The organism is Gordonia otitidis NBRC 100426 (assembly GCF_000248075.1).
Lineage (GTDB): Bacteria > Actinomycetota > Actinomycetes > Mycobacteriales > Mycobacteriaceae > Gordonia > Gordonia otitidis.
On the sequence record NZ_BAFB01000266.1, the window covers coordinates 1 to 18,479 of the forward strand.

The following is an 18,479-nucleotide window of genomic DNA, read 5'->3' on the forward strand; positions in this document are numbered from 1 at the left end:
GCGTCGCCGTCCATGCCGCCGTACTGGCGGCGCCAGTTGTACAACGTCGCGGCCGACACCTCGAGGTCGGCGGCGATCTCCTCACCGGTCTTACCTTCCGCGGCCAACTCATCAGCTCGGCGCAGCTTGCGCACGATGTCCTCGGCCGAGTGACGCTTACGTCCCGCCATGATTCCTATCGTCCCTTCGCGCCCTCATCAGGGCAATCAGGACTCTAGAACCAACCGGACCGGTTCACGGGGGACACGCCAGTTGCGCACCTCCTCATAGGAGTAGACCTTCACCCAGCGACTGAAGTCGTAGGATTCCAAGAATGGTTCCCACATCGACGATTTCAGCGCAGCTGGCGCGACAATGAGCACCCGTTGCCGGTTGATGTTTGCTGTTCGGTAGATGACCTCGCCCGCAAGGTACGTCTTGCCCAAACCAACCTCATCGGCGACAAGGACACCGCCATGCTCATCGAGAAGGCGCTCCATACGCACCACCCCATCCGCCTGAAAGCGCGTCAGCTCAAGGCGCGTGTGGGGTTCGGGGTTCTCGTCGGAATCGAGGTGCTCGCCATACAGTTCCCAAAGCATCCGAAGGTAGACCACCCACGGCGTATGCGGATCCCACAGGCGGCCATACAGCTCAGCAAGGTCATACGGGTCGCTCTGTGACCAGTAGTGCTCGAACCACTCACGCACCTTCCCGGCCGCACTTGTCCCACCACCCGTGCCCAGATTCAACTCCGCATTGCGGGCGAGGCCCGCGTAAGTCATATTCGACGACCCCGCGATCGCGGCTTGCGCCGCGCTGTCCTCGACAAGGTACGTCTTTCCGTGCAGAAAGCCTCCCGAATAGCGCCGCACCTCGACCTTTGGAAAAAGTTCGGAATCAACGCTTTTCAGCCACTCAACCATGCGCTTCGCCTCGGCAGTAGGAACACGAGCGAAGCCCATGGTGTCGCGCTCGGCCTCCAGCCAGGCCTGGTGATGCTCGATGGCGGCATCTCGTCGTGCGTCCTGATCGGAGTCGCCCGAGGTGATCGCCCGGACCGATTCCTCCTCGGGTTCAGCACCGAGCAACAGCCGTACTCGGGGCGCTAATTCCAACTCGTCAGCGAGAAGCGCGAAGCCCGCTGGGTTGACGTAGGCCGTCGCGATAGCAATCGGTGGAGCAGTCACCTTGTTCTCGCGCAGCAGACAGAACAGTTCATTGACTTTGTTAGCAACCGTGAGTCCCGCTTCGGTCGATGCGTGATTGGTCGCAAAGTCGGGCAGTTGCGTCATGCCTTACCCCTCCTCCACTCTCGATAGTGAGTAATAACCGCGTCGAGACGGGCCTCGTAGTTCCAACCACGGTGGAAGGTGGCAAACACGTGCCGGACTTGGCTTTCAGTGAGTCCGTATAGCAGGCTCACGAGTGCATCTAGTTCAGCTACTAGGGCGTCCCTCTCAGCCGCACTCTCGACGGAATCGACTGGTACACCGACTTCTGCGGCCCAGCCAGCGAAGCGCTCGTTGAATGCCGCCAGGCGCCCTGCGATTTCTACCACTCTCCCGGATACAACCTCTGAGTTTGTGGGCATCGGGACTGGCATCGAGATGAGCAACTCAAATGACATGGTCAGTTCGATCCATCGGCGCGTTACCCAGTCGAACGGGATCGAACTCATCACGCCTAGCAAGTAGGCCTCGGACGAGGCATCTCCGCCCCGTCGGACGAGGAGCGGTGCCTTGTGCACTGTCGAAACGCCAGGTGGCAATAGGCAGCAAATCGTCGTTCGCGTGTTAGTTGGACTCGTCACGTCGCGGAAGGCGATCCGAGCCTTATCGAGCGGTAGCGTTCCGCCCTCGAATTGCATGCCCGCGTATACCGACCGCTTTGAACGGACTGCACCGGCGAGCTTCTTGGCTAGGTGTGCCCGAAGAGTCGCCTCGGGGCTGTATGCGTACGGCGGTCCGGCGTCAGGATTCCACAAGTTGAAAGATGACCCTGCGTAGACCGGAATACGTCCTCGGGCTTCGTCCAGGTCGAACTCGTACAGTGCCTTGTCCGCCGTAGCGTGCAACTCAGTTGCCGGACGGAACTGGGCTCCGAGCCGCACGCTGTCGAGCCTCGGGCTCTTCCTCATCTGCCGAAAGACCAGGGCGGACTCTGCATCGGGGATGAGAGGGAAGACGGCGCCTGCCGACCACTCCTTGAACTCGGCGACGGGTACTTCAGCAAGCGCTCTTGCGTTCTCGCAGAACGACTTCTCGGAAGCGAACGGCCCCGCCCACGCGACAACGCCCTTCCCCGCCGATCGCTGACCGCTCGCTCAGCGACAGTGAGCCCCACCGTGTAACGCCCATCAACGTTCGGAAAGATCCAGCCCCCGTTGTTGATGATGAAACACACGTCGCTGAACGTGCCGGATGCAAGAATCTCCTTGCGCCAATCAGCCAACCCCGATCCCGACAAGGCACCCGGAGGGAGTACCACGCCGAACCGACCGCCCTCGCGAATTAGTTGCCAATTCCTCCATGCGAATGCTTTGTAGAGGTCTGTATCGCCTGATCCCAGCTTGAACGGACCACTCTTAATCACCTGGTTCATGGCGCCCACCCGAGCGACGTCGGCAATGTACTCCGCTTCGAGATCTGGCCGGCTCGCTCGGAAGGCAGCGAGCGCAGGAATGCGCTCGGCCTGCGTCATCCCGCGCGCGAGCCCCGGCAGCCTTGTGCCCCACCAAATCCGCTCCTCGACTTTCATCTTCTCCCACGGTGGATTCCCGAGCAGAACATCGAAGCCTCCACGCTTCCGTTGGAAGACCTCAGGAAACAAGTACGGCATGTGTGCGGGCTGTAGGTGTTGCGCGGTCTCCCCTACCTCAGGACGCGAAATCAGCCGGTTCAACGAATCCCTATCGAAAATTGCACCCAGGTCGATCGCGCCGATTCGCGCGGCGACCGCAGCGTCGAAGATCTGGCGCGCAGTTCCCGCCGCCTCTCGCGCTTGCGCAAGCAGCCGCGAACCTTCTTCGACCTCCGCCTTGTTTGCCTCGCTCGCGTTCGCCAGATCCACCAATAGCGTTTTCGACGACTCCAGTTGATCAGTCAGAATCTCGTCGAAAAGACTCATCTCGCCTGGCTGACGTCGCGGTTGCAAAGCATCGAGCGCCTCGTCAATGGTGCCAACACCCGTGAGGCTGTTGGCGTTCACGAGGCCATGATCCAGGTTGCTCATTGGCAAGCCAGGCACGAAGGTGTGAATCCACAGGGCGAGGCGTGCGAGCTCGACGGCCATGGGGTTAACGTCCAGACCGTAGATGCAGCGGCGTGCGACCTGCCTACGGAGTAGGCCGACTTCGTCTACCTCGCTCTTGGCTACGTCATCAGTCCCGAGTGCATCACGAGCGATTACCGCAAGGCGGAGCAGTTCCTCAGTGACCCCAGGCACTGTGTGCACGGTGAGGAAGCTGCGCATCAGTGCTTCGATCTTGTCGACTGCCGCGACGAGGAAGTGCCCTGAGCCCATCGCGAGGTCCGCGACGCGGAAGTCGAAGAATTCCCTTGCAGCGGCCGAGGCGTCACCTTTGTCTAGGTAGCCGGCGATCTTCTCAAGGTGAGTCGTCAATGCGGGCACGACGGATCGCTCAATGAGGTGATCGACGACAACCTTCGGCGTGAAATACGAACCTGTCGCCTTACGCTCACCCGAGGCGGTGTGAAAGTAGACCGAACCTGAACGCGCGTAGACCTCGTCGCCCTTCTTGGCCGGTACCCATGCGCCACTCTTGTCTACCGTTAGGTTCTGCTCAGCCTGGGAAAGTGAACTCTCTAGGAGACCCTCGTAGATCGTGCCGAACTCGCGAACGCTCAACGAGCGGAAGTCAACAGCGCCGAGTACCCCGTCCTCATTAATGTCGATGAGAAGGCTCCTGAGCGCCGGGCCGAGCACATTGTCCGGCAGCTCGATTCTCTTTATGAGCGCGCCTTCAGGCGACCGGTCCGGGTCGTTGGAGAACAGCCCTCCGTTATAGGAGGGGATCTGCCACTGCGGGTTACCGTGATCGATCGCGTTCCATACCTGCACAAGGTCGAACCAAATGGTGGATGAATCTCCGAAGTCGCCCGGGTCTGTGTCGATCAAGCGTCGGGCATTTGTCTTGAGGCTGTTCGCATCGAAGCCCTCGTTACGACCTGACGGCAGAAGGCCGCGATCCTCGGCATATGCCTGGAAGATGAGTCGGAACAGTACGTGGAGCGTGACACGATAGGCCAGCGCAAGTCCCTCAGCGTCGAGCGTCACGCCAGCGCTCTTCGCGAGTCGACGAGCGACCTCAATTGCGAGAGGTGGGACGATCTCGTCGTAAATCCGCTCACGAAGACGTTCGCCCAGCGCTGTGGCATAGCGTGAGCTGTCACGCAATAGCTCGTCGGCAGACCCGTCGACAGCGAGTGCGTCTGCCGAAAAGATAAGCGGGAGCAAGGCCCCATACTCAGCGTCAATGGTGGAGAGGTCGACCTCGAAGAAGGTCTCAGCCTGACCTTTAGATCCCACGCCAACCCCGTCGCGACCCGGATAGAGCCTGATCTGGTCTTTGCGGAGCACGATCAGCCACGGCACCTCCTGCCGCGATGCCACAGCGAGTCCGAAGGCAACAGGTGATAGCTGGAATCGCTGCGTCTTGGTGTCAAATTGCTCGGTGTCGTCCAGTAGAACCGCGACTGCACGAGGTGGGTGGCCACCGGTCGAAAGCAACATCGTTCCGTTTGGCCCTGGCGACGTGCCGAATCCGAGTGCCTCCACTAGTTGCTTACCCCGCTTGCTGAGTAACGGCTCGGCGTTGTTGCCGAGAGCTTCCCAGTCGGATCGCTTAGGGACATTGCTCGTAATGTGGTGCGTCGCAAACAATCCGCTGTTGGTGAATCCCGCGACACCTATCGTGTCATTCGCTTTGCGGAAGGCTGCGTACCGCTCCGTCGCGGCCAACACGTCAGGCTCAGCGAGGACAGACTGAAGTTGACGCTGAGCCTGCTCGATCGGGAGTTCAACGGCCTGCGCCTGAGGGTCAGGGCCAAACAAGTAGGCGGTTTCGTCGTGGAGTATTGCGATGGTGAGCTGGACCTGCGTCTTGCCCTTGCGCGCGTTGAAGAGCTCTCGAAGCACCTGTCGGGACGGTGCGGAGGCAGCGCGCGCAACGGCAACCTGGAAGCCTCCGAGGTGGTGCGGGTCCGGGCCGAAATAGACCTTGTCAGGAGCAACGCCGTCGGGCGCGGACGCTGCAGTCCACTTCACGGTCTTGTCGGCGCTCAAACGCACAGCTGTACTCCTCCGGCTCACCTACGGGCTGCCATCGTGCCGCCCGGTCAGAAACCTTATCGGCGTCGACCGACGGAATGGGGGAAGTCCTGGCACCCATCGGTACTGACTCGATGGAGCTTCACGCGATCCAGTGCTTCGTATCCAACAATGGGTACGTGTCATCCAAGACGAACGGCCTGCCCTACCGCGTCCTGAAGCTAGCCACCGACATGTTCGCGCGCGAGACGGGATTCAGCGGTCCCGAGATCCACGAGATCTTTGCTGAGTACACCGATGCGCTTGGCCCGTACCAGGGTTGGGGTGGTGGATCCATGTCGCGGTGGCAGATCTTCCAGGCTGGCCTCAAGTCAATGCCGTTGCAGCAGCAGAAGACCTTTCTGCTCGAGCTCTGCAGCTACGACGGTGCCAGCAGGTACGGAATGCCTGCAGACGAGGAGATTGAGAAGCTCAGTTCGCTCCTATTGGCCGATGGGACGCCGGGTGCCAAAGCAGCCAGCCAAGGCTTGGAAAAGCTGGAGGACTCGCAGGCAGTCACTAAGTCGTGGACGGCGGCGCTGGGCAAGGTGACGTCCGACCCTGACGGCGCGATCACTGCTACTCGCACAACGTTGGAAAGTGTCTGCAAGCACATCTGCGACGAACGGTTAGTTGATTACGAAAACTCCTGGGACCTCGCTAAGCTGTACAAGGTTGCGGCATCGGCGATGGAGGTCTCGCCTGACCAGCACTCCGAACAAATCATCAAGCAAATTCTCAGCGGCGCTGCAACAGTCGTCAGTGGCCTTGCTGGAATGCGGAATGCCCTCAGCGATGCTCATGGTCGCGGCAAACGCTCCGTTGGCCCTGCTCCGCGGCATGCGAAGCTCGCGGTCAACGCGGGGTTTGCAATTGCCGGGTTCTTGATCGATACCCACATCGAGAAGCCGTCGCGGAAGTCGTGATCTCCAGCGTTCGTCGGTTCATAGCCATCGCCCGCGCACGCACTGCACGGGACACACTACCCGCATGTCCCCACAACCAAAGGTTCTGACGAGCCGCCGAACCGACCGCAACAAAACAAAAGGTCAGACCGCATTTCCGCAACCTGACCTGATGTACCGCATTGAGCTGAACTGCTCCGTGGTGGGCGAAGGGGGACTTGAACCCCCACGTCCCGAAGGACACTGGCACCTGAAGCCAGCGCGTCTGCCATTCCGCCACTCGCCCGTGGCCGCCGAGGATTCGGCGGGCATGCCGTCGAACTGGGTTGCCCGACGACTGGAGAACGATAGCAACAATGCGCCGTCGATGTAAAACTCGATGCTGCGGGTGCCTCGACGGGCTCGGCAAACGAAGACGGGCTCGGCAAACGAAGACGCGCCCGGCGAGCCAACCCGCTCGGGGAGCGGGAGGACGGCGACTGTTGCTGCCGTCTGAAAGTTCTGGTGTTGATGGTGCAGCAGTTGATCTGAGACGGTGTTAGCCGTAAGTATCGGTATCATCAATCAAGGTCACATGCACGACGACACGCCACCACTGCTGCGAAGGGAGGTCGACGGTGGGAATCCTGCAACGCTTTGAGCGCAAACTAGAAGGAGCTGTCGACGACGGCTTTGCGCGCGTTTTCGGTGGTCAGGTGGCTCCGCAGGAGATCGAGAATGGTCTGCAGCGCGAGGCGGAGGAGTCTCTGGAATCACTCGGCGACGGCACGATTCTGGCTGCGAACAGCTACTCCTTGCTGTTCAGCCCGACAGACCATGACCACATCGCAGCCGAGTACGAGCTGAATCGCAAGACGTTCTCCAAACACTTGGAGAACTTCATCGCCGACAATGGTTGGCAAACATATGGGAAGGTCGTCGTAGAGTTCGACCAGTCCCCCGCGTTGCACACCGGCATCTTCCGTGCGCGTGGTCGCGTCGATCCGGATGCGAGACCACGTCCGGCTTCGAGCGCGTCCGACCAGCGTGGCGACGTCGGGCAGCCACCACAGTCCACACGTGGTCGGCCCCAGGTGCCGCAACCGCTACCGCCGACACCTGGCCCGCCACCACAACCACATGCATCACAACAAGTAGGAGTCCCAGCCATGACGCAGAATCCCGGTTACGACCAGCGGCGAGGCGCAGAACCCGCCTACGACGACGCCCGGGGCTACGGCCAGGGCCAGCAGGAATACGGTCAGGAGTACGCCCAGCAGGGCTACGACTACCAGCAGGGCGGTTACGGCCAGCGATACGAGCAGGCTCCCGGCTACGGGCAACAGGGCGGCTACTACCCGGCGCAGGGCCAGCAGCCCGGCTACGGATACGACCAGGGCTACGAGCAGCAGGGTTACGGCCAGCAGGGGTACGACCAGGGCTATGCACAACAGCCCGGCTACGGCCAGCAGGACTACGACTACGCGCAGAGCTACCCCCAGCAGGGCTACGACCAGGGCTATGCACAGCAGGGGTACGACCAGGGCTACGCTCAGCAACCCGGCTACGGATACGACCAGGGTTACGGCCACCCCGGCGGCTACGCTCCCGCGGCGATCACCCTGCTTCTCGAGGACGGCAGCAACCGCACCTTCCAGCTGCGTGAGGGCTCCAACGTCGTCGGCCGCGGCCAGGACGCGCAGTTCCGCCTCCCCGACACCGGCGTCTCGCGTCGACACGTCGAGATCCGCTGGGACGGCAGCACCGCGATGCTCACCGACCTCAACTCGACCAACGGCACCACAGTCAACGACGTCCAGGTCAACAGTTGGGAACTCGCCGACGGTGACCGGATTCGCATCGGCCACTCGGACATCACCGTCCGCTTCCAATAAGACCGACAAGACCAGCAGCGTTCGCCGGATCGACGCCCGTGGCATCCTCGTGATGGCCGGGCGTCGATACACAACTGTCACTTCCGAATGACGGCGATCGCGACTCTGGCCCATAAGATGCAGTCGGGATCCGTTGTGGCGCGCTAAGCGTCGGCCCGCGACCCACGTTCACAGACGAGATGGCATAGGGAGGTGAGGACCAGATGCAGGGCTTGGTTCTGCAGTTGACCCGTATCGGGTTTCTGGTCCTCCTCTGGTTGTTCGTCTACGCAGTGATCCGCGTCGTCCGTGCTGACATCGCGACGGCGTCGGGTTCGACACTCTCCCGCTACACCGGGGCCGACCGTCGTCGTCGGAAAGCCGCCACGGCCAGGGGGTCCGCGCGCTACCTCGTCGTCACGCACGGCGCACTCGCCAACACTCGCATCACGCTCGGCACCCAACCGGTCCTCATAGGCCGCGCCGACGACTCCACACTGGTCCTGACCGACGACTATGCGTCCGAGCGCCATGCGCGACTCTCGCGCCGCGGCGACGACTGGTACGTCGAAGACCTCGGCTCGACGAACGGCACCTACCTGGACCGGTCCAAGGTCACCACCGCCGTCAAGGTCCCGCTGAACACACCGATCCGCATCGGTAAGACCGTGATCGAGCTGCGCCCGTGACACTGGTGTTGCGCTACATCGCGCGGAGCGATCGTGGGTTGGTCCGTGCGAACAACGAGGACTCCTTCTACGCAGGGCCCCGACTCCTCGCGCTCGCCGATGGCATGGGCGGCCACGCGGCGGGCGAAGTTGCCAGCCAGCTCGTCATCCAGGCACTGCGCACCCTCGACGACGACGAGCCGGGCGGCGATCTGCTTGCCGCGCTCGACCGTGCCACCCATCGCGGCAACGCCGCGATCGCCGAACAGGTCGAGCGCTCCCCCGACCTCGACGGTATGGGCACAACCCTGACAGCGATCCTCTTCGCAGGCAGCAGGATCGGACTCGCCCACATCGGCGACTCACGTGGTTACCTGTTCCGCGACGGCGAGCTGACCCAGATCACCCGCGACGACACGTTCGTGCAAACCCTCGTCGACGAGGGTCGCATCACCGCCGAGCAGGCACACACCCACCCACAACGTTCGTTGATCATGCGTGCGCTGACCGGCACCGAGGTCGAGCCGACCCTCACGATCCGCGAGGCCCGCGCAGGTGATCGATACCTGCTCTGCAGCGACGGACTCTCGGACGTGGTGAGCGAAGAGACGATCGCCGAGACCCTGGGCTCGATCGAGGACGAGAAGGAGTGCGCCGACCGTCTCATCGAGCTCGCGCTGCGCGGCGGTGGCCCTGACAACGTCAGCGTCGTGCTCGCCGACGTCGTCGACACCCAATACGGCGAGTCGCGGCCCATCGTCGGCGGAGCAGCGGGCGACGACGCCGAACAGAGCTATACCCCCGACCCCGCCACCGCAGCCGGCAGGGCCGCGGCACTGCGCCCGCCAGCCGCAGCACCGCAGCGCCCGACGATCCTCACCGACGACCCCGATCCGCAGCCACGCAAGAGTCGTTGGGGCCGTTGGATTTTCGCTGGGATCGTCGCGCTGGTGATCGCCGGGCTGATCGCGGGGTTCTTCTTGACGCGCGGACTGCTGCGCAGCACGTACTACGTCGGCGAGGACAACGGAAAGGTCACCATCTTCCAGGGTTCGCCCGACAAGATCCTGTTCTTCTCGTCGAGTAGCGCCGCCGAGAAGGTGTGCGTCACCAACGCCGCGACCGACGCCCCCACGGTGAGTTTCCAGTCGTTCGACGACAAGAACGAATGTCGTCGACTCGCGCTCTCCGACCTCGACTCGGCGAGCGTGAACACCGTGCGGACCTTCGGGGTGAGCAAGGTCGACCTCGACGACGCCCGCAACCGGGTGCGCCGCCTGACGTTTCTTCCCCTGTGCACTCCTGCGCCGTCGACCAGCGAACCGGCACCCCAGACACCGGGCCAACCCGGACAACAGACACCCGGCGCGCCGCCTCCTGCGAGCCCCGCGCCCAACACCGCGCTGCCCGCCAGGTACCCGCTCGAACCGCTTGCCGATCCGTCGAGTCCTGCGACGTCGGCGCCGCCGTCCACCCCAGCCGAATCCACGCCAGCCCAGCCGGGGTTCGACGACGGACCGTGTCGGGAACCGTAGATGTCGCACCCGTCGAATCCGCAGGCGAGCGCCACCCAGCACGCTCCGCCACGTGAACCCGCCCGCCAAACCGGTCGCACCGCCGAGATGATCCTTCTCGTCCTCGCCATCGGGATAATGACGGTCGCGCTGATCATCGTGCAGGCCGCGCAGGAGCAGTCACTCACCTGGGATCTGCTCAAGTACGTGGCCGCCTACACAGCACTGTTCGCGATCGCGCATCTCGTCGTACGGCGGTATGCACCGCACGCCGATCCCGTGCTGTTGCCAATTGTGGCTGCGCTCAACGGAATCGGACTAGTGCTCATCCACCGTCTCGACCTCGGGTCGGGCCCGCGTGGTGAGGAGATCAGCCCGACGGAGCAGACGAACAATGCTGACCAGCAGTTGCTCTGGGCATTGCTGGGCGTGATCGCGTTCGCAGTCATCCTGATCTTCATCCGCGATCACCGGACACTCTCGCGCTACGCCTACACGCTGGGTCTCGGGGGTGTGATCTTCCTGGCGATCCCGGCGATCCTGCCCGCGTCGATGTCGGAGATCAACGGATCGAAGAACTGGATCCGCACCCCGATCTTCAACATCCAACCGGGTGAGTTCTCCAAGATCCTGATCATCATCTTCACCGCGGCTCTCCTGGTGTCCAAGCGTGACCTGTTCACCACGGCGGGCAAGCACTTCCTCGGTATGGACCTGCCGCGTGCCCGCGACCTCGGACCACTGCTCATCGCCTGGATCGTGACGATCGGCATCTTCGCTCTCGAGAACGACCTCGGCGGGCCGCTGCTGATCTTCTCGACGATCCTCGCGATGCTCTACGTCGCCACCGGCCGTGCGGGTTGGGTCGCGATCGGCGTCACCCTGTTCGCCGCAGGAGCGGTACTGGCGTACCAGTTGTTCCCCCACCTGCAGGTCCGCGTACAGGTGTGGCAGGACCCGTTCGCCACCTTCGACACGACCGGATACCAGGTGGGCCAGAGCCTGTTCGGGCTCGCGACCGGAGGATTGTTCGGGACCGGCCTCGGTTCCGGACGACCCAACATCGTGCCGTTCGCCAACACCGACTTCATCATCGCCACCATCGGTGAGGAACTCGGCCTCGTCGGATTGACCGCGGTGATGATGCTCTACCTGATCTTCGTGATGCGCGGCCTGCGCACGGGCGTGGCGGTCCGCGACAGCTTCGGCAAACTCCTCGCGACAGGCCTCTCGTTCACGATGGCCGTGCAGATCTTCGTCGTCGTCGGCGGCGTGACCAAGCTGATCCCGCTGACAGGCCTGACAACACCGTTCATCTCGTACGGCGGGTCGTCGTTGCTCGCGAACTACATCCTGCTCGCCCTGCTGATCCGTGTGTCCAACGCTGCTCGTGAACCCGACCCGACGAAGCGTCGACCCACGCCCAAGCCCATCGAGTCCCTACCCACCCAGGCGGTGCGGCAGGCATGAACAATCCGATCCGCCGGGTGTCCATGGTGGTCATCGTGATGATCGTGGTGCTGCTCGCGAACACCACCTACGTCCAGGTCTTCAAAGCCGACGCGCTGAAGTCCGATCCACGCAACAATCGTGTACTGCTCGACGAGTACTCGCGCCAACGCGGTGCGATCACCGCGGGCGGTGAGGTGATCGCCGTGTCGGTGCCCACCGACAGCCGACTCAAGTTCCTGCGCAGCTATCCGCCGGAGGGCGCCGAGGCGTTTGCGCCGGTGACCGGCTACTTCTCCTACCAGTACGGGAGCACCGAGGTCGAGCGCTACGAGAACTCGTTCCTCTCCGGCAGCGACGACCGGCTCTTCGGACAGCGCTTCACCGACATGTTCTCGGGTCGGGATCCCCGTGGCGGAAACGTCGTGACGACCATCAACCCCCGACTGCAACGCGTCGCCTACAACCAGATGCGCAACGGTTGTCAGGGCGGATGTCGCGGTGCGGTCGTCGCGATCGCGCCGAACACCGGCAAGATCCTGGCGATGGTCTCGACGCCCAGCTTCGACCCCAACAAGCTCGCCAGCCACGACCAGTCGGTACGCGAGACGGCATGGGCGGGGTGGAACGATCCCAACGGCAACGAGCCGATGCTCAACCGTGCGATCAACCAGCTCTACCCGCCCGGCTCGACGTTCAAGGTGGTGACGTCGGCGGCTGCGCTGCGCGACGGTGTGTCGCAGGATGTCCGACTCACGTCTGCCTCGCAGTTCCCGCTGCCCGATACGACGATCTCGCTGCCGAACTACGGCGGTGAGACGTGCCCCGACTCGTCGGGCGGCACTGTCTCGATGGCCACGGCGTTGAAGTACTCGTGCAACACCGCCTTCGCCGATCTGGTGACGAACAAGATGCCCGACGCGACGTCGAAGTTCAAGGACACCGCTCGACGCTTCGGCCTCGACGAGTCGGGACCGGAGATACCGATGCCCGTCGCGGATTCGACCGTCGGAGCCATCCCTGACCGCCCGGCCCTGGCGCAGTCGGCGATCGGACAGCGTGACGTGCGCCTGACCCCGCTGGAGAACGCGATGATCGCGGCCACCGTCGCCAACGGAGGGGTGCGGATGCAGCCCTACCTGGTGGATAAACTGCAATCGGCAGATCTGCGCACGTTGAGCACAACTCAGCCGACGACGATCAACGAACCGATCACCTCCGACCAGGCAGCGACGCTCACCAGCATGATGGTCGAGTCGGAACGGGCGACCGCGGGAGCGGGTGGTCCGGTGTCGATCGCGTCGAAGACCGGCACGGCCGAGCACTCCGACACGAGCGCGGGTGGCGACTCGGAGACCCCGTACTCCTGGTACATCGCGTTCGGACCGTCGTCGAATCCGCAGATCGCCGTTGCCGTGATCGTGGAGAACGGCGACTACGGTGTGAATTCGGTCGGCGGAACCGTTGCCGCGCCGATTGGACGAGCTGTGATCAACTCACTGGTGGGAGGTGGACGATGAGCCTGCAGAACGGCACGATCATCGCCGACCGGTATCGCCTGATCAGGCTCATCGCGACCGGCGGAATGGGACAGGTCTGGGAGGCCATCGACACACGGCTCAATCGTCGTGTCGCGGTGAAGGTGCTCAAGGCCGAGTACTCCGACGATCCCGAGTTCACCGCCCGGTTCCGCACCGAGGCGCAGACCACGGCCAAGCTGAACAATCCCGGGATCGCGAACGTCTTCGACTACGGCGAGACCCCCGACCGCGCGGGCGGTGGCCCGCTGGCCTACCTGGTGATGGAACTCGTCGACGGCGAGCCCCTGAACTCGGTCATCTCCCGACTCGGCCGACTGTCGCTGACCAACACACTCGACATGCTCGAGCAAACCGGACGCGCCCTGCAGGCCGCGCACAGCGCCGGACTCGTGCACCGCGACGTGAAGCCGGGAAACATCCTCATCACGCCCGCGGGTCAGGTGAAGATCACCGACTTCGGTATCGCCAAGGCGGTCGACGCCGCCCCGGTGACCCAGACGGGCATGGTGATGGGCACCGCCCAGTACATCTCGCCCGAGCAGGCGACCGGTGACGAGGCGACCGCGGCGTCGGATGTCTATTCGCTCGGCGTCGTCGGCTACGAGGCCCTGACGGGGCGTCGACCGTTCCTCGGGGACGGCGCGATCACCGTCGCGATGAAGCACATCCGGGAGACGCCGCCGCCGCTGCCCGCCAACATCCCCGCGTCGGTGCGTGAACTGATCGACATCACGCTGTCGAAGGACCCCAAGCAGCGGTATGCCAACGGCGGTGAGTTCGCCGATGCCGTCGCCGCCGTCCGCGCGGGACGTCGACCTCTGCCGCCCGGTGGGATCGGTGCGGCGGGTGCTGCCGGAGCCGCTGCTGCCGGGGCCGCCGGTGGTGCCGCTCTCGCTCGTGGCACCGGTGCGACCCGCGCGATGACAGGCGGTGTGCCGCCCACCGCGACCGCGCGAACCGCCGGTGTCGCGCAGGGAACCGGCCGTACACCGACCTCGTACACGCGGACCACCTCGACGCCTCCCGGTAACAACAACGGTTGGACCACCGGCCAGAAGGTGCTGGCCGGAATCGCCGGTGTGCTGCTGCTCGGCGCGATCGGACTCATCGGTTACTGGCTGGCGAACCTCGATTCCGGCTCGGCGCAGACACCGGTGCCGTCGACGACGGTCACCCAGACCACCACTGCCGAGCCGACCACCGTCGAACGGCGGGAGCCGGAGACGACGACGCGCGAGCGCACCACCACGACGCGTGAACGCCCCACAACGACCGAACAACCGACGACCGAGGAACAGACGACACAACCGGAACCGGAGGAGCCCACCACGACGGCGGGCGACACCGGGGCGCCGACCGTCACCGGGCAGTTCTGTCCGCCCTTCTGTCTGCCGAGCCGATGACCGCGACACCGCACCACCTCTCCGACCGCTACGAACTGGGCGAGACGCTCGGATTCGGCGGCATGTCGGAGGTGCACTTCGCGCGTGACCTCCTGCTCAACCGCGACGTCGCGATCAAGGTGCTGCGCGCCGACCTCGCGCGCGATCCGTCGTTCTATCTGCGTTTCCGCCGTGAAGCGCAGAACGCGGCGAAACTCAATCACCCGACGATCGTCCAGGTCTTCGACACCGGCGAAGCCGAGACGGCCGACGGGCCGCTGCCGTTCATCGTGATGGAGTACGTCGACGGCGAGACGCTGCGAGACGTGTTGCGAGCCAACGGTCCGGTCTCACCTCGTCAAGCGATGACGTGGATGGCCGATGTCGCCGCCGCCATGGATTTCAGCCACCGCAACGGGATCGTGCACCGGGACATGAAGCCCGCCAACGTCATGATCGACAAGGCGGGCGCGGTGAAGGTGATGGACTTCGGCATCGCCCGCGCCATCAGCGATTCGACGTCGACGATGACGCAGACGTCGACCGTGATGGGCACCGCCCAGTACCTCTCGCCCGAGCAGGCGCGTGGCATCAAGGTCGACCCGCGCAGCGACATCTACTCCATGGGCTGTGTGCTCTTCGAGCTGATGACCGGCGAGCCCCCGTTCACCGGGGATTCGCCCGTGGCCGTCGCGCACCAACACGTCCACGAGGATCCGCCGTGGCCGTCGTCGATCCGACCGGAGATCCCACGCGAGCTGGATTCCGTCGTCCTCAAGGCGATGAGCAAGAACAAGGAGAACCGATACCAGTCGGCCGCGGAGCTACGAGCCGACCTGATCCGAGTACTCGCGGGCGGCCGTCCGTCCGCTCCGCTGTTGCTCACCGACGAGGACCGGACCGAGTTCCTCGACACCGGGCCTCGTCGGGCCTCCCGTGACGGGGGCGGCGGCAGTGGCGGCGACGGCTCGGGGGGCGGTACGGGCGGCTCCGAGCCCGGAGACACGTCCGACAACACCCCTGTTCGACGACGCTCGCGGGGTCTGATCCTCGGATCGGTCGCTGCGGTCGTGTTGCTGCTTGCCGGACTGTTGCTCTGGTGGGCGCCGTGGGCGACGGAGAGTGCACGTCAGATCGCGGTGCCCTCGGTGAGTGGCCTGTCGTCACAGGACGCCGAGAACAATCTGCTGCGCGCCGGGTTCAAGGTCAAACAGCTTCAGGAGCCCAGTCTCGACGTGAAGGCGGGCACCGCGACCCGATCGGCGCCGGGTGCGAACGTGCTCGCGCCAGACGGGTCGGAGGTGACCCTGTACGTGTCGTCGGGTCCGCCGCGGCATCAGGTGCCGTCGATGGAGGGCAAGACGCCCGAGGAGGCGACCGAGGCACTGAAGGTGCTCGGGTTCACCAACATCCGCACCGACACCGTCGACTCGACTGCCGCGCTGGACGGCAAGGTCGTGAACACGACCCCGGCGTCGGGTACGAATGCTGCCGTCAACAGTCCGGTGGTGCTCCACGTCGGAAGCGGTCCGCGACAGGTCACCGTGCGCGACGTGGTCGGTATGCGTGAGGACCAGGCGCGCAGTCTGCTCGAGCAGTCGAACCTGAAGATGGTCGTCGTGCAGGGTGACTCCGACCGCCCGGTCGGCGAGGTCATCAGCTCCTCTCCGTCGGCGGGAACGTCCGTCGACGAGGGCAGCACCGTTCAGGTGACCGTCTCACGCGGCAACGAGTTCACCATGCCCGACCTGCGCGGACAGACCCCGGAACAGGCACGAGCCACGCTGCAGTCGCGCGGATGGTCGGATTCGACGCTGACGCAGTCGACGAAGGGCGTGCCGCTCGGCAGTCCCGACATAGGCAAGATCGTCTCTCAGCAACCGGCCGCCGGGTCGCAGATCTCGCGCGACGACGCAGTGTCGGTCACGGTCGGACAGCTCAGTTTGCTGCCGAACTAGTCACGCCGCCGACCGAGCGCGCCGTCGGGCAGGGTTACCGACACTGCCGCGCCCCGCGTCACCCGAGTGCGGCGGCCATCTCCGACTCGAGCGCGTCGACCAAGCCGGCGTCGACGTCGATACCGGCGACGGCAAGCCAGTTGGCGAGCATCCGATGCCCGCCCTGGGTGAGCACACTCTCCGGGTGGAACTGGACCCCATGGATCGGCAGCTCGCGGTGCCGCATCGCCATGACGATGCCGCTGTCGGTGCGGCCGGTGACCACGAGTTCGTCGGGAATCGTCTCGGGGAGCACCGTGAGCGAGTGGTACCGGGTCGCGGTGAACGGATCCGGCAGTCCGGCGAGGACACCATCGTCGTCGTGGATGACCTGAGACGTCTTGCCGTGCAGCAGTTCCGGGGCGCGATCGACGGTCGCGCCGAAGGCGGCACCGATCGCCTGGTGTCCGAGGCAGACCCCGAGCAGCGGAATGCCGTCCGACGCCGCCAGCTGCACCATCGGGATCGTGGCGCCCGCGCGCTGCGGCGTTCCCGGTCCGGGGCTCAGCAGCACGGCGTCGAATCCGTCGACCGCCTGCCGCAGCGACTCCTGGGTGATCTCGCCGTTCTCGTCCGTCAGTGCGGGATCGTCGTTGCGCCACACCGTGACGTCGAGGCCGCCCGGTTGCCCCGCGGCGGAGCCGCCCAACTGTCCCGCGGCGGAGCCGCCCAACTGACCCAAGTACTGGACCAGGTTGTAGACGAAGCTGTCGTAGTTGTCGATGACGAGAACACGGCCGCGCGCTGGCGCGGACTCATCGTCGGGCTTGTTCACAGACGACAGATTACCCGGGCGTCTGGGAGGCTGGTCGCGACCAGCGGTGGCACGGGGCCCGGCCCCGGCCTGCGGGGGCGCGACCGGCACCACCAGGACGTGGGCTCTGGACCGCCCCGCGAACGAACACAAGCTCGACCAGCGGGGTAGCACGCTCGACCAGGTGAGATACCGTAGGTGTCGAGTGATCTGCACCCAACAGAGGAAGTCATGCCGAAGTCTAAAGTCCGGAAGAAGACCGATTACACGATCAATCCGGCGTCGCGTACGCCGGTGAAGGTCAAGACCGGGCCCTCCAGCAGCATCTACGTGGGCGTCATGCTCGGGCTGATGCTCCTCGGCCTCGCCTGGCTGATCGTCTATTACCTCGCGGCGAGTTCGACCACGTACGGCGGCGAAGGCCAGGTTCTCCACTGGATGGCCAACCTCGGATCGTGGAACTTCCTCATCGGTTTCGCCTTGATGGTCGCCGGTCTGTTGATGACGATGAGATGGCGCTGACCTGCGTCAACAGCTGTATTCACCTCGTCGCGCATGCCAATGACATGTGTGTAATTCATCCCCACTGTGAGTAACTCCTGTGGATAACCATGCCGACTTGTCCACAGGTGAATGGTCGACGCCCCGTTCGGCCGCTGCGGCCCTGGTGGTAGGTGGGGCGCTGCTCGTGGTCCTGGGTGTGGTCGCGGCGTCGGACCCCGCCGGAACGGTGCTGATGTGCCTCGCGGGCATCCTGCTTCTCGGGTTCGGCGCCTATGCCTGGACGATCCGGCCACGACTGTCGGTGAGCTCCGGGCCGATCCTGCACATCAGAACCCTCTCCGGCACTCGGCACTGCGCTCCTGCACAGATCGAGCAGATCAAGGTGCTCGACATTCGGCGCATCGGCCGACGCAGTGGGCAGCTCGAGATCGACGTGATCCCCGACGACGGTCCGCCCCACGACCCGGACGACCCGGCTCTCCGACTCGACACCAAGCTGTATGTGTTCGGCCGATGGGATCTCGGCGCAACACCCTCAGAGGTGGCCGAGCAGCTCCGTCGAGCCGGATTCGACGTCGACGACGCGCGCTGAGCGCCTGCTT

Annotated in this window: 15 protein-coding genes and 1 tRNA gene; 10 read left to right on the forward strand and 6 right to left on the reverse strand. The window is 64.4% G+C overall.

The window, feature by feature from the left end; genetic code table 11:
* From GOOTI_RS24350 to GOOTI_RS24365, 4 genes are all read right to left on the reverse strand, one after another.
* Positions 1–170: IS3 family transposase (locus GOOTI_RS24350; protein WP_007241266.1), on the reverse strand; the 170-nt coding region annotated here is incomplete at its 3' end.
* A gap of 36 nt (positions 171–206) precedes the next feature.
* Positions 207–1,274: a phospholipase D-like domain-containing protein gene (locus GOOTI_RS24355; RefSeq protein WP_007241267.1), complete on the reverse strand. Its 1,068-nt coding sequence runs from the start codon at positions 1,272–1,274 to the stop codon at positions 207–209.
* Entirely contained in the window at positions 1,271–2,119 is an 849-nt protein-coding gene (locus GOOTI_RS24870; RefSeq protein WP_007241268.1) for a hypothetical protein, read from the reverse strand. The genes GOOTI_RS24355 and GOOTI_RS24870 overlap by 4 nt, the downstream gene beginning before the upstream one ends.
* Positions 2,116–5,292 (reverse strand): Eco57I restriction-modification methylase domain-containing protein, encoded by a 3,177-nt coding sequence (locus GOOTI_RS24365; protein ID WP_007241269.1) that lies wholly within the window; start codon positions 5,290–5,292, stop codon positions 2,116–2,118. The genes GOOTI_RS24870 and GOOTI_RS24365 overlap by 4 nt, the downstream gene beginning before the upstream one ends.
* A 158-nt stretch (positions 5,293–5,450) precedes the next feature.
* On the opposite strand from GOOTI_RS24365, the gene GOOTI_RS24370 reads away from it, so the two are divergent.
* Positions 5,451–6,236, forward strand: coding sequence for an abortive infection family protein (locus GOOTI_RS24370; protein WP_039994673.1), 786 nt, complete (start codon positions 5,451–5,453; stop codon positions 6,234–6,236).
* 179 nt (positions 6,237–6,415) lie between these two features.
* On the opposite strand, the gene GOOTI_RS24375 is transcribed toward GOOTI_RS24370, so the two are convergent.
* Positions 6,416–6,501: transfer RNA gene (locus tag GOOTI_RS24375), tRNA-Leu, on the reverse strand.
* Positions 6,502–6,832: 331 nt separating this feature from the next.
* Here GOOTI_RS24375 and GOOTI_RS24380 point away from each other — a divergent pair.
* The 7 genes from GOOTI_RS24380 to pknB all read left to right on the forward strand — a co-directional run bounded on the left by GOOTI_RS24380 (position 6,833) and on the right by pknB (position 16,580).
* Entirely contained in the window at positions 6,833–8,089 is a 1,257-nt protein-coding gene (locus tag GOOTI_RS24380) for an FHA domain-containing protein (protein ID WP_007241271.1), read from the forward strand.
* 203 nt (positions 8,090–8,292) lie between these two features.
* Complete coding sequence (locus tag GOOTI_RS24385) at positions 8,293–8,757, forward strand: FHA domain-containing protein FhaB/FipA (protein WP_007241272.1); 465 nt, start codon at positions 8,293–8,295, stop codon at positions 8,755–8,757.
* Positions 8,754–10,271, forward strand: coding sequence for a PP2C family protein-serine/threonine phosphatase (locus tag GOOTI_RS24390; protein WP_007241273.1), 1,518 nt, complete (start codon positions 8,754–8,756; stop codon positions 10,269–10,271). The genes GOOTI_RS24385 and GOOTI_RS24390 overlap by 4 nt, the downstream gene beginning before the upstream one ends.
* A complete protein-coding gene (locus GOOTI_RS24395; RefSeq protein ID WP_007241274.1) occupies positions 10,272–11,720 on the forward strand; it encodes an FtsW/RodA/SpoVE family cell cycle protein in 1,449 nt (482 codons plus the stop codon).
* Entirely contained in the window at positions 11,717–13,219 is a 1,503-nt protein-coding gene (locus GOOTI_RS24400) for a peptidoglycan D,D-transpeptidase FtsI family protein (protein ID WP_007241275.1), read from the forward strand. Before GOOTI_RS24395 ends, GOOTI_RS24400 begins: the two co-directional genes overlap by 4 nt.
* Positions 13,216–14,643 (forward strand): protein kinase domain-containing protein, encoded by a 1,428-nt coding sequence (locus tag GOOTI_RS24405; protein WP_007241276.1) that lies wholly within the window; start codon positions 13,216–13,218, stop codon positions 14,641–14,643. The genes GOOTI_RS24400 and GOOTI_RS24405 overlap by 4 nt, the downstream gene beginning before the upstream one ends.
* A complete protein-coding gene (gene pknB, locus GOOTI_RS24410) occupies positions 14,640–16,580 on the forward strand; it encodes a Stk1 family PASTA domain-containing Ser/Thr kinase (protein WP_007241277.1) in 1,941 nt (646 codons plus the stop codon). The genes GOOTI_RS24405 and pknB overlap by 4 nt, the downstream gene beginning before the upstream one ends.
* Before the next feature lie 58 nt (positions 16,581–16,638).
* On the opposite strand, the gene GOOTI_RS24415 is transcribed toward pknB, so the two are convergent.
* The gene (locus GOOTI_RS24415) at positions 16,639–17,403 is read right to left on the reverse strand and encodes an aminodeoxychorismate/anthranilate synthase component II (protein WP_138985388.1); all 765 of its coding nucleotides are present in this window, start codon (positions 17,401–17,403) and stop codon (positions 16,639–16,641) included.
* A 201-nt stretch (positions 17,404–17,604) separates the two neighbouring features.
* On the opposite strand from GOOTI_RS24415, the gene crgA reads away from it, so the two are divergent.
* Positions 17,605–17,895, forward strand: coding sequence for a cell division protein CrgA (crgA, locus tag GOOTI_RS24420; protein ID WP_005175908.1), 291 nt, complete (start codon positions 17,605–17,607; stop codon positions 17,893–17,895).
* Positions 17,896–17,974: 79 nt separating this feature from the next.
* Positions 17,975–18,469 (forward strand): PH domain-containing protein, encoded by a 495-nt coding sequence (locus GOOTI_RS24425; RefSeq protein WP_007241279.1) that lies wholly within the window; start codon positions 17,975–17,977, stop codon positions 18,467–18,469.
* Positions 18,470–18,479: the final 10 nt, after the last annotated feature.

Excerpts from the sequence above, each read along its gene's own strand:
- GOOTI_RS24355 (WP_007241267.1), bottom strand. The coding sequence starts at position 1,274 with ATGACGCAACTGCCCGACTTTGCGACCAATCACGCATCGACCGAAGCG.
- GOOTI_RS24870 (WP_007241268.1), bottom strand. The coding sequence starts at position 2,119 with ATGAGGAAGAGCCCGAGGCTCGACAGCGTGCGGCTCGGAGCCCAGTTC.
- GOOTI_RS24385 (WP_007241272.1), top strand. The coding sequence starts at position 8,293 with ATGCAGGGCTTGGTTCTGCAGTTGACCCGTATCGGGTTTCTGGTCCTC.
- GOOTI_RS24395 (WP_007241274.1), top strand. The coding sequence starts at position 10,272 with ATGTCGCACCCGTCGAATCCGCAGGCGAGCGCCACCCAGCACGCTCCG.
- GOOTI_RS24400 (WP_007241275.1), top strand. The coding sequence starts at position 11,717 with ATGAACAATCCGATCCGCCGGGTGTCCATGGTGGTCATCGTGATGATC.
- GOOTI_RS24405 (WP_007241276.1), top strand. The coding sequence starts at position 13,216 with ATGAGCCTGCAGAACGGCACGATCATCGCCGACCGGTATCGCCTGATC.
- pknB (WP_007241277.1), top strand. The coding sequence starts at position 14,640 with ATGACCGCGACACCGCACCACCTCTCCGACCGCTACGAACTGGGCGAG.
- crgA (WP_005175908.1), top strand. The coding sequence starts at position 17,605 with ATGCCGAAGTCTAAAGTCCGGAAGAAGACCGATTACACGATCAATCCG.